The following is a 14,701-nucleotide window of genomic DNA, read 5'->3' as shown; positions in this document are numbered from 1 at the left end:
ATGAGAGAAAAACAGCCTAACAAAAATGCGATTAAAAAACACTTTATTTATAAAAAGATAAATACAAAAGTGATTTTAAAACAATTAATATTGTTTTGTTTTTGTTATTAAATGAGGAACTTGCTAATTCATTACATACTTTAATTAATTTTATCAATCATTACTACTTACGAATGCATCATCTCTTAGAAAAATCATTTAAAAAAAGACATATCCTTTATATCAGATTGACTGCCGTCATTCACGATTTTATAAAGAATAAAACAAAAATAAAATTTTTTGTTAAAAAACCACTGTTTTTATTATATATCTAACAGACTATCATTTATTTAACTTTTACAAAAAAGTTATTTTATATGTCACAAAATAACATTTTTAGGAACGTATCTTTCAAAAAAATAAAGGTAGTGTGTTGCGAAATGAATATCTGGCAAATGATTGATGACTTATTGAAGAAATATTATCTGACGAATGATAAAAATATCTTAGATTTAATCATTTTAGATTTAGACCCTTATATAAAATCTTGTGCGCATCGTTTTGTATTTAAAGCACAATCTAATGGAGTATTTATTCCTTTTGAAGACTTCTACAGTAACCTTTGTTTAGCAATTTGGGAAGGCATTGAAGATTTCAAGAGTATCTCAGGCTCCACGTTTAAAAATGTTACGTTGCGAAGGATTTATATTGCTGAAAAGAAGACTTGGAAACAATATAAAAAATCCGGAAGTAAGGTCTTCAATAAAGATGGGATTACTTATGACGTGACAAGATGGGAAAACATCGAATCGCTACATCATTCTAAAAATTGCACAGTTAAAAGCGCAGAACGTTCGATCGAGGAAAAACTTCTAATAGAAAATTTTAAAAAACAGGACTTTTTTAGAGGTACCTTCATCGAACTGCTTTATCACGGTTATTCTTGTAAAGAAATTTGTCTCCTTTTAGGAATCAGTAAGACTTACGATGCAAAAACCAGAAAAAAATGTCAACGAATCAAAGAATCATTCTTGAAATATATTGCCTAATCACTATGTTTTTCTTTCTCCATTAATTTTACTTCGAAAAATAGCTAGACATTTCAATGTTATGTCCATCGTAAAAATCTAATCACCACCGTGAATACAAAATATTTTTGTCACAAGAAGGAAAAATTAGAAACATACGTACTGTAAACGTAATAAAAAAATTGAATGGAAGAAGGGAAACGCAATGACACTTAAAACTTAGGAAGAGTATTTCGTGAAAGATGCAATAGGAAAGAAGGAAAAATTATATTTTATAGGTAATGAAGACCTAAACAATCTAACTTTATAGCAGAAACGAGGAGGTTTTATTTATGACAACATCTGTAGAACAAATTTTAACTGAAGCAAGAAAATATATCGGTGTAACACAGGGCTCAGCTGAGCATCATTCAATTGTTAATACCTATAATAGTGTTAAGCCTTTGCCTCAAGGATATCAGGTCACTTATTACGATGACTGGTGTGACATATTCGTGAGTTTTCTAGCAATCAAATCGGGGGCAACAAACTTAATTGGGCGAGAATGCGGTGTTGAACGTCATATTCAAATTTTTAAACAATTAGGTATTTGGATTGAGGACGGTACAATCAAACCTCATCCCGGAGATATTATTACCTTTGCTTGGAGTCAATCCGTTCAGCCAAATAATGCCTGGGGTGATCACATCGGAATTGTCGAAAGTGTTTCGGGAAACACTATTACAACAATAGAAGGAAATTCTGGAAGCGCCGTCCGAAGAAACACGTATAGTGTCGGTCATGGAAATATCCGTGGTTTCGCTCGTCCTAGTTACTCTTCTTCAGGCAACAATAGCACACTATATAATTCTGGTTCACTAGTTAATGCAGGTCATGTGCTGACTCAAAACAACATTCGTTTAGTCATTGAATATGCTGCAAAATATAATATGAAGCCAAGTTTTTTAATTGCTCAAATGTTCATTGAAAGTCATTGGGGCGATCCTAATACATCCATTGTAGGAAGTGTTGATAATAACTGGAGTGGTATTTCCGAACCGTTTACAGCACCATCGGATCTTGCAATTAATATGCGAAGAGGAACAGCTCGACCAGCCGGAGAAGGTAGCTACTATGTTCATTTTGAAAGTTTAAAAGATTACTTTAAAGCCTATACATTTATTCTTTCAAAAAGAAACGGCCTATATAACACAGAAGGAACGACTTCTATTGTCGATTTTTGTAAAGGATTATTTCGTGTTGGTGGAGCTACGTTTGATTATGCTGCTACTGGCTATGATAATTACTACAATCTGTTAATCCCAACTTATAACGCCATCAAACAACAAAATCCTGGAAAATTAGAAGCGATTGATAGTAGCTCAACGGGTGGAATAATTGATCCAGACATCAATAATCCAGGTACGAATGATAATTTCACTAGAATAAATGAGACGGGAACTTTTTATCCTAACACCACGATTAATGTACGTGACTATCCAAGTACTCAAGGGAATGTTTTAGCACAATATACAAGTGGGGATAGTTTTGTTTATGATTCTTATGTGATCAACGATGGCTATGTTTGGTTAAGTTATATCGCCTACTCTGGAGTGCGTCGTTATGTTGCTTGGAGAGTACAAGGTGGAGAAACATTTGGAACGATTCCTGGAGGAGAAACTGGTAATGTTAATCGCATTCCAGAAACTGGACAGTTCTTCCCAGCAATGACCATTAATGTACGTGACTATCCGAGTACTCAGGGAAATATCTTAGCACAATACACGAGCGGAGATAGTTTCTATTATGATTCGTACGTCATTAATGAAGGCTACATCTGGTTAAGCTATATCTCCTACTCTGGGTTGCGTCGCTATGTCGCTTGGAGAGTACAAGGCGGAGAAACATATGGTTCTTTCAATTCTAGTTTAGATTCAGGACTTAATTTAATCCCACAAACAGCGACTTTCTATCCAAATACTACAATTAATGTACGTGATTATCCAAGTACTCAAGGAAATATTTTAGCACAATATACAAGTGGAGAATCCCTTGTTTATGATTCTTATGTTGCAAATGATGGGTATGTCTGGTTAAGCTATATTGCCTCTTCAGGGTCAAGACGTTATCTCGCATGGAGAGTACAAAACGGCGAAACATTTGGAACGATCCAATAATTTTTCTAAAATAAACTTTTAGCTTGTTTCAACTCTATGATTATGTAAAAGTAATTGATACACCTATTAGGCGTAATAAAAATTTTCAATCTTTTCACTAATACAATAATAATGGGAAGCTAGTTTCACTTTGTATCTGTCTGTTTTGAGCAATGTCCCTCTTGCCTAGTCTTCTCTATTATATTTTTCATTTACGGTCTAACTATACTTAATCTTTGAATAGCTGTTTCAGCATTTGTCAAAAAATGCCGAAGGGACTGAGACAAAACTTGTCTCAATCTCCTTCGGCTAATTTTTTCGGAAAGGATCCTGTTAATCACAACTATTTTTCCTTATTTATTATTGACCATTCAGCACTTGTTTTAAACTAGTTTGGATCAACTGAGTATCTGCTGGATTGTCCAATTCCAATTGGCTAGCTTTGGCGTTTGCGGCAGCAGACGGTGTTTGAACAGATTGTTTCACCTTAGGATCTGTTAACGAGTTGATATAGTCAGATTGTTCTTGCCACGCCTGCTTGATTAAACGATAGTATTCATCTGTTTTCTCGCTTTCATTAGCAATCGTTTCAGTAGTAGTTGAAGAATCCTTTATTTCTTGCACATTTGAATCCTCTGCAGGATTATTTCCCGTCGATTCTACATTACTAATAGGTTGATTCTCTTTTTCCTTGGTAGTACTATTTTGTGAATTTTCTGTAGAAGTCTTGGTGATCTGCGTGGAAGTCTGATCCGTGCTGGAAGAGGTACGATCAACTCCTGAGTTGGAACACCCCGACAATAATAACAACCCTAAAATAATAAAATAACTTTTTTTCATAATAACACCTCAGTTGTATAAATATTTGTATTTAATTAAATATAATAAAAAATCACTATAAATAACCAACAAACAATATATCTTATCTAAAATTTAAACTATTACATATTTTTTGAAAGGCCCGCCTATTGTCATTAATAAAACGTTACTGGATTAGCCAAAATACTCCCAGTTAAACAGTCCGTGACTAATGAACAAAAAAAACACTCAAAACAAGTTGTTTGAGCGTTTTTTGGGTTATATAGTTGACTACGGCTAAATCGAAAATAACTCCGTTGCTTCTGAGGGATCGGTATCATAAATATCAAATTCATAACCGACACCTAGATCTTTTTCTTTTAGGACATTCTCCATCGTCAAGTGAGCTAGTTCTTTTAGATTGTTTTCTTTACTCAAGTGACCAAGGTAGATACGTTTGGTACGATCACCAATAACATCGGTCATGACTAAGGCGCCATCTTCATTGGATAAGTGCCCCCGATCACCTAAGATCCGTTGCTTTAAATTCCAAGGATAAGGTCCCATCCGCAACATCTCTAAATCATGGTTACTTTCCATCAAATAGCCATCTGCATTTTTGATGATTCCCCGCATATGATCACTGCAATAACCTGTATCAGTTAACATCACAAATGAACGGTTTTCTTTATGGAAACGATAAAATTGCGGAGCTGCAGCATCGTGAGAAACGCCAAAGCTTTCAATATCTAGATCCCCAAATGTTTGCACCTTCCCCATTTCAAACAAATGCTTTTGTTCAATAGGAACATTCCCAATTAATGGAGACATTGCTTCCCATGTTTTTTCATTGGCAAACACATCTAAATGATATTTCCTTGCAAGTACCCCTACTCCATGAATATGATCACGATGTTCGTGAGTGACTAAAATCCCGTCTAATTGGTCAGGTGTCCGATCAATTTGTGCCAACAAAGAAGTAATTTTTTTCCCGCTGAGACCAGCATCTACCAAGAGCCTTTTTTTATCACTTTCGATATAAAGTGAATTTCCAGAGCTTCCACTGGCTAGGATACTGATTTTAAAAGCTGGTTTTTCTTCAGCCATTTGACTACTTCCCTTCTTACTTTGTAAACTTTTTTCATTATACTACTTTTTTAATGATCTTCCACCTTTGGAATCGTATTATTTGTTACAATCGTATTACTAAATGCATTGACCGACTCTACTTGGATCGATTTATCAGGCGTTTCTATCGCCACATACCAGACTGGAACATACACATTCTTTTCTCGCACTTTCAAAATACAAGAGTAAGCAAGCTGCCTCCAAAGGATTTTTGAACCTCGAGAAATCTTATTATTTACATACAATGTTTTGATTGCATCTTCTTCTGTGTGTAATTCTGTTTTTTCCCGTAATTGTTCAATATCGGATAAATGTGTCTGAGTGTACTTCGTGACAGCATAACTTTTATCTTGTTTATTCAGTGAAAACACAATTTTAGCTGTATCATCATAAAAAGGTAGACCATCATATTTCTGACTCGCTTGTACTTCCGGCGTTGCGCTGTCTAGATCAGAAAAATTCTTCATATAAACATAATCGCTACCAAAGAGTACATTGTTTTTTTTGTTTAAAAAGCTATTCACTGAACTTCCCATTTTATCAGGATCAAAAATACTATTTTCTGATTCTGTCTCAGATAAAGTTTTTGTTAAGACATTGTCATTGAAAACAATCCCACTACTCAACAGTCCTTTTTTACTTGTCCCATGACGTTGACTGTCCAGTTCCTTACTAAGGTCCGTTTCCTCCGCACTTAAATAATACCCTTGTCTACTTTCTGAAGAGATTTTACCAGTATAAGAAATGTCATCACTAGAAAGTCGTTGTTGAATGGATTCGGTTTGTCCTGATCGGATCACATTATTTTCTTGGCTGATCGTTTCTTGATAACTTCTAAATAAAAAAACATTTAACCCTAAAAAAGCAACGAAAAAAATCCATTCAATTTTTTTGAAATCCATTTAATTCGCCTCCGTTTCAGGTAATCGTCCAAGCAAATCATTGACAGCGTACCATTGACCTTGGTATTTTACATACCACTCAGGTAATAAATCGACGACTCGATTCGTTTCCTTGATATTTTGCCACGTGTAGCCAACAATCAACGACTCGATTTTTTCTTTGTCTGCCCCTTTATCCAAAAGACTCTGGATGACTTTTTCTGTTTGTGGCAATTCAACTTCTTCATCAGATGGAATCGGTACTTGGATCGTATTCAAGCTGGTTTGGATCTTCACTTGTGAATCTACTTGATCCGCTCCAATTTCAATCTCAACTTTCCCTTTACTGTCTGAACCAAATACAGGAAATCCTTCTACAAATATTCGATAATCGATCTGATTGTTCTCTCGATCAAAATAACGCATATTTCCTAATGAATTGCCTAATTTACTAATATATGGAAAACTTTGTGAGAAAATATTCGCTGTGACGTTGTCTTGTCCGATTTCTCCCCGAAAATCAACGATTTGTGTTTCTGAATGGATCCTCATCGTCTCATTTCCATCATAAAAAAGCAGTTCATTGCTCTCATTATTTGTTTTGACCTCATCTGGTTTTTGGAAAAAGGCATTTCTAAACAAAGTATATGGTTGTTGTGACAGGATATAACTATATTTTTTTAATTTGATTTTATCTTTCGTTTCATATTGTGTCTCAACAATCGAAGGCGTTTTTTCCATCTCTGTCCACGTACTATCGGTTGCCTTTAATTCTTTTTCCAACTCTTTCCAATCAACTGAAAGATTCGATTCGTAAATGGAATCCGTCTCAAAATCAAGGAATCGCACTTTGTTCTCATTTTTATCAAACTGGATACGCATAAAGTAAATAGAATCTGTCCGATTAGGAAGCGCTGAAAAATCCAAACTTAGATGAAAGGCTTCTTTATACTCACTAAGTAGCAGCGGCGCATTATAAGTAAGCTCAATGCCTTCTTGAATAGTTTTTAGCTTGTCAAATTTCTCTTTATCGCCATTGACGATTTCTGTTACTCTGCCAAATCGAGCGCCCTCGATAACTGTTTGGAGGCGAGAAACAAGATTTTCACTATTTGTTTCCTTTATTTGTCCTGAATGCAACCAAGTCACATGTAATGGAAGAAAAACTTCAGATGCTTTTCGGTAGTTTTGTGAATCGATCATCTGTGAATTGGATTCGTCAAAATTAACCGAGGTTTTACCTGCTGGACTTAGCCAAATGGCATATGAGAGGTAGATACTTAAAGCAATCATTAGGAGCAATCCTATTCGAATAACTTTTTCAGAAATTTTCATTCCCACCATTCCTCCTCATATGGTTCATATGGCAACGAGATATAGAAGGTTGATCCTTTTCCTTCTTTACTCTCTGCCCAGATTGCGCCACGGTGGGATTTGACTACTTCTCTAGAGATAGCCAACCCTAACCCCGTTCCACCTTGGGCTCTCGCACGCGCTTTATCCACGCGGTAAAATCGTTCAAATACTCGATTCAAATCTTTTTTAGGAATCCCAAGTCCTTGGTCAGTAATACTTAAAATCACATTATTGTGTGTTTCCAACAAACGACATGTGATCATTCCACCGTCTGGAGAATATTTGATCGCATTATTCATAATATTATCAATCACTTGGATTACTTTATCGGTATCAATCTCTACCCAAAGATCTCTTTGAGTAAATTCCCGTTTAATCGTATAGTTCTTTTCTTGGTTACCCACCATCATATCAAAGCGGTCAAGAACAAAATTGACTAATTCATTAAAATTGACGTACTCTAACTGTAATTGTGTATTTCCTGTATCCATTCGCGAAAGATTCAACAGGTCATTGATCATGCGGATCATTCGATCTGTTTCATCTAACGTTACTTTTAGGAAATTAGGAGCAACTTCTTCATCTTTCCAAGCTCCCTCACTTAAAGCTTCAATATAACTACGCATACTTGTCAACGGTGTGCGAAGTTCATGAGACACATTCGAGACAAATTCACGACGTTCTCTTTCTGTTTTTTCTTGTTCTGTTACATCATGCAGTACGGCTACCAATCCACTAATGAAACCTGATTCTCTGCGGATCATGGAGAAATCTACTCGTAAAATCATTTGGTCGCTTTCCATTAATCCAGTTGAACGATCAAGTACCATTTCATTTGGGTCTTCTAGCAGTTTACGTAATGTATATTCTTCTTCAATATCTAACAAAGTCAAAATCGACTGACCGATTGCATCTTCATTTTTGACATCCAATAAAGAAACAGCCATATCGTTGATCGTAATGACTTTACCTCTTCGATCGGTCGCAATGACACCATCTGTCATATGTGACAGGACGCTATCTAACCGATTCCTTTCCGCTTCCATCGTGTCTTGAGCTTCTTCGATTCTTTCAGCCAGCTGGTTGAATGTATCCGCCAGTTGCCCTAATTCATCTTGTCCATGGACTTTAACTTTACGACTATAATCTCCCCGAGCAATCCTAATCGCTTGCTCTCGCATCTCGCCAATTGGCTGAGTGATCGACCGTGCGACTAAGACTGATACGACCATGGAGATCAGGGCTGCGATCAACGAAGCTGTGAAGAATATAATCGCAGTATTATTGATTTCAGAATATTTTTGCTCAATATTACTTTTGACGTAAAGAGCCCCGATAACGGCATCGCCGGTCGGGGACAGGATCGGTTGAATATTGATATTCACTCGCTTATCGTCACTATCTAATGCGACATACCTTTTTGTTGTGAAATCATTGATATCTACATAATCGTTTTTCTTACCGATTGAGCTTTGATCACTAACATCCGTTGTCCCACGTATAATCCCTTTTTCATCAATAACTCGAATCTCTAAAATGTCACTCGAGGCATTGTTTTCAATGAATCGTTTGATATTGGCATTGACTTCTTCAATGTCTGCGTTGTCTTTACGATTTAATTCGGGACTGATCGTGGTCGCTAAAGATTCAACTGTTTGATTCATATCTTTGATAAATGTATTGATTGTTGAACGCTCTAACCCTCGGATAAAGTAGGCACCAATAATCTCAATCGAAATCAGTAAGATCAAAATAAACGTGATCGCAATTTTGAAATTGACTGATCGAAAAAAGCGCACTTTTCCTTTCATCAATTACTCCTGTTCCTGGTTACGTAAATAGTAACCAACACCTCGCCGTGTCACTAAATAATTAGGATGACTTGGATTATCTTCAATTTTTTCGCGTAGACGTCTCACGGTTACATCTACAGTTCGCACATCACCAAAGTAATCATAGCCCCACACGGTTTGCAGCAAATGCTCTCGTGTCATCACTTGTCCGATGTGTTTTGCTAAGTAAAAAAGCAATTCAAATTCACGATGCGTTAATTCAATTGTTTCGCCTCGTTTCGTTACCATATAAGCATCCGGATGAATCGTCAGGTCACCAATCACGAGTTCAGAAGGGGCAATTTCTTCTACTTCTTTGGTAGCAGTTGCGCCACGACGAAGATTGGCTTTCACTCGAGCCACTAGTTCACGATTAGAAAAAGGCTTCGTCACGTAATCATCAGCACCTAATTCCAGCCCTAATACCTTATCGATTTCAGAATCTTTTGCAGTCACCATAATGATCGGCATGTCGTAGGTTTTCCGTACTTCACGCGCGACTTCTAAGCCATCCATTTTTGGTAACATCAAATCTAGCAAGATCAAATCAGGTTCCACCTCAGTGACTTTTTCTAAGGCTTCTTCCCCGTCATATGCAGTATAAACATCATAGCCTTCCTTGGCTAAATTGAATTTGACGATATCCGAAATCGGCTTTTCGTCATCGACAACTAAAATCTTTTTCATTAAAGAGCCACCTCTTTTTTATTATTGTCATACTCTCCCATTATAACGTATTTTCCAAGATGTTTCATCTTTGTAAAAAAAGCCTTACAGAAAACATACACTTCTCACTTGAATCCTCATTTTGTTTATCCTTTATTTGTTTTTGGTGACAAAAAATAAACGAATCAAAAAATAGCATTTTTTTCGATTCGTTTTACTGATTGATAGGGCTATTTTATTTTTTATAGAAAACGACGGTATTCATCAGTTATCTACAACTTGTACCGCAATTAATTCTTTGACATCTTCAGGATTGCCAGTCGGGATCGAAACAATCGTTGCTTGATCAAGGATTTCTTGTTCCTGCTTTTTCACTGCTGCTTGATCTCTTGGATCACCTTGAAAATGACTCGGAACAGGATAACAAGTGATCGTACCGTTATGATTGCTTGAATAAACAACTAAACTTTGATAACCATATTCTCCTGAAAGAGTGACCGTTTCAGTTGGAAAAGTCAAACTCGTGCTATCATAAGGATTGACTGCTGCTCCAGCAGCTGAATGTGACACATGAAGTTTAAAATTCCCACTGGCTAAATCGGTTTTGTAATGTGTACCCATAACTGCTAACCAGACACGGGCATATTCAATTTGGTCGTTTGTATAGCCACTTAGCGGATCGGGAGTGACCATTGTTTCGGTGGTGCTGCTGATTGTCGTTGATGCGCTCGTTGTTTCATTTTGCGTAGTATTCGTATTTTTCGCGACAGACTGGGAGTTAGTCGTAGTAGATTGGGTTTGTGATGATGCTTGTTTGGCTGAACTTGAAGAGTTAGTCATTGTTTGAGTTTCACTGGATGAAGCAGCCTTTGATTCTTCTGCTTTATTTCCTTTTGTGCCACAACCAACAAGAAGAAAAGCTGAAATAACCATTACAAATCCTACTTTTTTCATTTATACCACCTCTTTTTATTAATAGTTCGTATTATAACATTTTACGCTGCCAAATACATCGCTACTTAAGCTATATAATATTTATCTTTTTTTGTTTAAGTTGTAAAATGTTGATTTTTATCTTTCCTATCGCTCAGAGTCATTCTTAGCTAAACGATCAAAAACGATCAAAAAGAGACTAAGGCAAAACTTGCCTCAGTCTCTTCTAGTATCTCTAAAAACGAATAAACGGTGAGACAAAAGCAGCATCTTCGGAAATAAGCCGAAATTTACCAAAAATTTGAGAATCAATTTTCGGAAATTCCTTCTTATTTCTTGATGCTAAACACTTTTGTCTCAACCTCTTCTAGTATCTAGAAAAACAAATAAATGGTGAAACCAACATCTTCGAAAAATAAGCCGAAATTAACCAAAAATTTGGGAAGCGCCAATTAGGTACCAATTAACAGCAACACTAGTATTTATACTTCTTTTCAATTTTCGAAAATCCCTTCTTATTTCTCGATGCTAAACACTTTTATTTCAACCTCTTCTTTGCTATTTTAAGCTGTTTGACTTTGTTGAATAGCTATTTTTCTGATTACTTTTCTAATACTTGAACCCCGACGCCTAACAAACCAGGACCTGTATGAACAACAAGTGCAGGGGATATTTGACCAAAATAGATTTGTTGCGCTTGTGGAAATTCTTCTTTCAATCTAGCCATCATCTCAGTTGCTTCTTCTTTGGCGTCTCCATGCGCAACGGCTAAGTTAAAGACTTTAGCTGTTCCAACTCGTTCTTTCACATAGGAAACAGTTCGATCTAGACTTTTTTTACGACCTCTTGCTTTGCCCACTGTATAGTAAATGCCTTCATCATTACAAGAAATGATTGGATTTAATTTTAAAGCCGTTCCTAATATAGAAGCAACTAACCCAATCCTTCCCCCTTTTTGTAAATATTCAAGGGTTGCCACGTTAAAGAATACTTTGGTCTGTTTGACTAATTCATTGAGTCTTTCAATCAATAATGACCATTCCATTCCTTCTTCTAACCATTTAGCTGCTTGAATTGCTGAAAAGCCTGCTCCGATCCCAATGTTCTTAGTATCTAGTACATACGCTTCCAATTCTTCTTGTTGTTGGGCAATCAACCGAACGATGTTATACGTACCACTTAATCCACTTGAGATTGTTACTGCTAAGATTTTTTCATAGCCGTCCTGTTTGATCTGTTCAAAAATTTTGGTAATTGTTTCGCCATCAGGTAAAGATGTTCCTGGAATCTCTTGAGGTAATCTTTGATAGATTTCCTCCGGAGTAATATCAACTTTATCAGTATATACTCGATCTTTATAAATAATCTTTAATGGAATCACATACATTTGATATTTTTCAATTAGCTCTTGTGGAACGTCTGTCCCAGAGTCTACTAAAATCGCCACTTTATTTTTCATTTTTTTTCTCCTCAATTAAATACTCAGTTTCTAGACTAATCGTTTTTTCTGCCAACAATTTCATCGCAAATGACAAGGTCGCCGATCGAACTGCGATATATTCTACGGGTATCTCTTGCTCCAATATCTGTGGATAGACTTCTCCTTGAGCCAATTGGCTAACCATTTTGATGGCTTTTTCTTGTTCGTGACAAAATAGATTGTAGGCTTCACGGATACCAACCGTTTTCCCTTGAAAGAGGATTCCTTCTTTAATTTCGGGAATTGTCAGGACTTGCTTCAATGATGTAATTGCAATTAAAAATGCAACATGCTCTTTGTTGTATCGTTTTTTGATGGGCGCTGGAACTAGCCCTAATTTCACATAATTATTTACCATTGAAGAGGTCAACAATGGATGTTTCTCACCTCGGATAACAGGAGAAAGATAGCGATCAACTAACGTTCTGACCTGATCCATATAAAGTTCTAAATCAGGAAGTTCATCCCACTGAGGTAAATGATAATTTTCCAGTTCTTTTCCCCATTCAATTAATTGTTGTCGCATTTTTTCCATTACTTGTTCTCCTTTGTTGTTTTCACAAACATCTTATTAGAGTTATTAAAAACATCCAATCTAGTTTTTTTAACTAGGTAATTCAATTATAATAAATTTCTCGAGAAAATAAAACAATTTTACTTGCGAATACCTAAAATAAAACAATCTTTCCCTCCTTAAATAGATACCTTGGTTCTTTGTTTGCTATTTTTTCTTACTTTTCTGATTCCTTAAGCCCTACGGATAGTAACTTGCTTACTTCTAAGCTTATTTGAAACCTTCAGTCCATTCGGCATGGTACACTGAATAAGAGTGAATGGAGGGAAATAAAGATGATTCCAACAGATAAATTTTTTCAAGGAGAAAACAAAACCCACCCTTTTTTTGAAGGATGGTATTTTAAACATCAAATCGGAAATAACGTTTATGCTTTCATTCCTGGCTATTCGATTGCGGAAAATGGCGAAAAGTCTCCCTTTATACAAGTAATCAGTCATGAACATTCCGAGATTTTTTATTTTGATAGTGCGCAACTCTTTATCGAAAAAGAACATTTTTTCATAAAAATTGGTGAAAATATCTTTAGTGAAAAGGGTATTTCTCTTTCGTTAACCAATGACAATCTGTCGATTCATGGAACGATTGATTATGGCGATTTTACACCTATCCATCGGACCTACTATGCCCCTAGTATCATGGGCCCTTTTTCTTATTTCGCTTTTATGGAATGTTACCATGGGATATTAAGCATGAAACATTCACTACAGGGAGAATTAGTCTGGAATGATCAACCCATTGATTTTGATCAGGGGATTGGTTATGTAGAAAAAGATTGGGGCTCTTCTTTTCCTGCAACTTATGTATGGGCCCAGTGTAATCAATTTGAGACGTCCGATGCACGTTTTTTCTTTTCTGCAGCAGAAATTCCATTTCTTGGTGGACGTTTTTTGGGAATCATCGCAGTGTTGCAGATCCAGAGCGAAGAATATCGCTTTGCTACTTACTACGGAGCTAAAATTTTATCGATCGTCCAAGAAAAAGACTATTTAGTTATCACGATCAAACAACAACAGCTTAAATTAACACTGGCAGTCCTGCAAAAAGACGGACATCCATTAATGGCGCCTCACAAAGGATTGATGAATCGAGTGATTCGTGAAAAAGCCAGTACAGAAATCTATGTAACGTTACAAAAAAATAATGAAACGCTTTTGGAACAAAAAGGGATCGCAGCAGGATTTGAGGAAGTGGATCATTTGCATGGTTTTACCTACTAAAATAGGAGACCCGCCATTAAAAATGGCGGGAAGGAGTAAAAATGAAAAAGTGTTAGGGTTAGTTCTTTTGCAAGAACTTTTGTTGGTTGGTATGGTTATATCATACTGAGCATTTGTGAATAAACTATGAATGAATTTCTATAAAGACGTAAAGTTTTTTATGATTTTTTTTAAGCTAGTCTTGCATTTTAAAATCTACAGTGCTACTATTATTAAGTAATATTCATTAAATATTTCATAAATTTATTGGGCCGTTAGCTCAGTTGGTAGAGCAGCTGACTCTTAATCAGCGGGTCGCGGGTTCGAGCCCCTCACGGCCCATTGGGTGCCAAACCCACGTCATCAGTACATTCTTGGCTACTTCGGTAGTTTCGAAAAGAGTGTACGTGATGACATTTTTTGTTTTTCGGATATATTTTTTTGATTGATCACTTAGTATTGTCCGGGGGAAAACTACGAATGAATGAACTCCGCCAAACCGTCAATTAATTAACCCACATTGCTTCCTCTAACAGATCTCTTCATCGCAACTAAATGATAGCGTTTACTTTATTAATAAAGCATTTATCGTTACAATCTAATTAAAGTTTCAATGAAACAAAGTAAGTCTAGCCCTTTGACGTATTACCAAAGAAGTTCGTACACCTTGGGATCCTATTTAGTTGATGAGACAGCCTTTTGCCAACCATTA

12 protein-coding genes and 1 tRNA gene are annotated in these 14,701 nt (G+C 36.2%); 4 read left to right on the top strand and 9 right to left on the bottom strand.

All coding sequences use genetic code 11. The features are described 5' to 3' along the window. Positions 1–419: 419 nt before the first annotated feature. Both bacL2 and IGJ23_RS02140 read left to right on the top strand, forming a co-directional pair. Complete coding sequence (bacL2, locus tag IGJ23_RS02145) at positions 420–1,028, top strand: BacL2 family protein (protein ID WP_207432777.1); 609 nt, start codon at positions 420–422, stop codon at positions 1,026–1,028. 311 nt (positions 1,029–1,339) lie between these two features. Beyond that, positions 1,340–3,163, top strand: a complete 1,824-nt coding sequence (locus IGJ23_RS02140) for an SH3 domain-containing protein (protein WP_207432774.1) — start codon at positions 1,340–1,342, stop codon at positions 3,161–3,163. Between the two features lie 339 nt (positions 3,164–3,502). Here the strand turns inward: IGJ23_RS02140 and IGJ23_RS02135 are convergent, their stop codons facing one another. The 9 genes from IGJ23_RS02135 to IGJ23_RS02095 all read right to left on the bottom strand — a co-directional run bounded on the left by IGJ23_RS02135 (position 3,503) and on the right by IGJ23_RS02095 (position 12,751). Continuing rightward, on the bottom strand, positions 3,503–3,982 hold the full coding sequence (locus IGJ23_RS02135) for a hypothetical protein (RefSeq protein WP_207432771.1): 480 nt from the start codon (positions 3,980–3,982) through the stop codon (positions 3,503–3,505). 255 nt (positions 3,983–4,237) lie between these two features. Continuing rightward, positions 4,238–5,047, bottom strand: a complete 810-nt coding sequence (locus IGJ23_RS02130; protein WP_010720049.1) for an MBL fold metallo-hydrolase — start codon at positions 5,045–5,047, stop codon at positions 4,238–4,240. A gap of 50 nt (positions 5,048–5,097) precedes the next feature. After that, a complete protein-coding gene (locus IGJ23_RS02125) occupies positions 5,098–5,970 on the bottom strand; it encodes a two-component system regulatory protein YycI (protein ID WP_010720050.1) in 873 nt (290 codons plus the stop codon). Beyond that, positions 5,971–7,284, bottom strand: a complete 1,314-nt coding sequence (locus tag IGJ23_RS02120; RefSeq protein WP_010720051.1) for a YycH family regulatory protein — start codon at positions 7,282–7,284, stop codon at positions 5,971–5,973. Further along, positions 7,281–9,116 carry a cell wall metabolism sensor histidine kinase WalK gene (gene walK / locus IGJ23_RS02115; RefSeq protein WP_438774559.1) on the bottom strand — a complete coding sequence of 612 codons (1,836 nt, stop codon included), beginning with the start codon at positions 9,114–9,116 and terminating at the stop codon, positions 7,281–7,283. Before walK ends, IGJ23_RS02120 begins: the two co-directional genes overlap by 4 nt. A gap of 3 nt (positions 9,117–9,119) precedes the next feature. Beyond that, on the bottom strand, positions 9,120–9,824 hold the full coding sequence (yycF, locus tag IGJ23_RS02110; protein ID WP_010720053.1) for a response regulator YycF: 705 nt from the start codon (positions 9,822–9,824) through the stop codon (positions 9,120–9,122). A 243-nt stretch (positions 9,825–10,067) separates the two neighbouring features. Then, entirely contained in the window at positions 10,068–10,757 is a 690-nt protein-coding gene (locus IGJ23_RS02105) for a hypothetical protein (protein WP_053765760.1), read from the bottom strand. A 580-nt stretch (positions 10,758–11,337) separates the two neighbouring features. Beyond that, positions 11,338–12,195 carry a DegV family protein gene (locus IGJ23_RS02100; protein ID WP_010738442.1) on the bottom strand — a complete coding sequence of 286 codons (858 nt, stop codon included), beginning with the start codon at positions 12,193–12,195 and terminating at the stop codon, positions 11,338–11,340. Then, positions 12,185–12,751: a DUF1836 domain-containing protein gene (locus tag IGJ23_RS02095; protein ID WP_010720056.1), complete on the bottom strand. Its 567-nt coding sequence runs from the start codon at positions 12,749–12,751 to the stop codon at positions 12,185–12,187. The genes IGJ23_RS02100 and IGJ23_RS02095 overlap by 11 nt, the downstream gene beginning before the upstream one ends. 314 nt (positions 12,752–13,065) lie before the next feature. On the opposite strand from IGJ23_RS02095, the gene IGJ23_RS02090 reads away from it, so the two are divergent. Continuing rightward, positions 13,066–14,010 carry a tocopherol cyclase family protein gene (locus IGJ23_RS02090; RefSeq protein ID WP_081127709.1) on the top strand — a complete coding sequence of 315 codons (945 nt, stop codon included), beginning with the start codon at positions 13,066–13,068 and terminating at the stop codon, positions 14,008–14,010. Positions 14,011–14,258: 248 nt separating this feature from the next. Beyond that, positions 14,259–14,331, top strand: a tRNA-Lys gene (locus tag IGJ23_RS02085). Positions 14,332–14,701: the final 370 nt, after the last annotated feature.

Source organism: Enterococcus sp. DIV1682a (assembly GCF_051711005.1).
Taxonomy (GTDB): Bacteria; Bacillota; Bacilli; order Lactobacillales; family Enterococcaceae; genus Enterococcus_B; species Enterococcus_B hirae.
The sequence above is the reverse complement of the archived record's forward strand: the minus strand, read 5'-3'. Positions and strand labels throughout refer to the sequence as shown.

Bases quoted from the DNA above. Each gene is read 5' to 3' on its own strand.
- bacL2 (WP_207432777.1), top strand. From the start codon at position 420: ATGAATATCTGGCAAATGATTGATGACTTATTGAAGAAATATTATCTG.
- IGJ23_RS02140 (WP_207432774.1), top strand. From the start codon at position 1,340: ATGACAACATCTGTAGAACAAATTTTAACTGAAGCAAGAAAATATATC.
- IGJ23_RS02135 (WP_207432771.1), bottom strand. From the start codon at position 3,982: ATGAAAAAAAGTTATTTTATTATTTTAGGGTTGTTATTATTGTCGGGG.
- IGJ23_RS02130 (WP_010720049.1), bottom strand. From the start codon at position 5,047: ATGGCTGAAGAAAAACCAGCTTTTAAAATCAGTATCCTAGCCAGTGGA.
- IGJ23_RS02125 (WP_010720050.1), bottom strand. From the start codon at position 5,970: ATGGATTTCAAAAAAATTGAATGGATTTTTTTCGTTGCTTTTTTAGGG.
- IGJ23_RS02120 (WP_010720051.1), bottom strand. From the start codon at position 7,284: ATGAAAATTTCTGAAAAAGTTATTCGAATAGGATTGCTCCTAATGATT.
- walK (WP_438774559.1), bottom strand. From the start codon at position 9,116: ATGAAAGGAAAAGTGCGCTTTTTTCGATCAGTCAATTTCAAAATTGCG.
- yycF (WP_010720053.1), bottom strand. From the start codon at position 9,824: ATGAAAAAGATTTTAGTTGTCGATGACGAAAAGCCGATTTCGGATATC.
- IGJ23_RS02105 (WP_053765760.1), bottom strand. From the start codon at position 10,757: ATGAAAAAAGTAGGATTTGTAATGGTTATTTCAGCTTTTCTTCTTGTT.
- IGJ23_RS02100 (WP_010738442.1), bottom strand. From the start codon at position 12,195: ATGAAAAATAAAGTGGCGATTTTAGTAGACTCTGGGACAGACGTTCCA.
- IGJ23_RS02095 (WP_010720056.1), bottom strand. From the start codon at position 12,751: ATGGAAAAAATGCGACAACAATTAATTGAATGGGGAAAAGAACTGGAA.
- IGJ23_RS02090 (WP_081127709.1), top strand. From the start codon at position 13,066: ATGATTCCAACAGATAAATTTTTTCAAGGAGAAAACAAAACCCACCCT.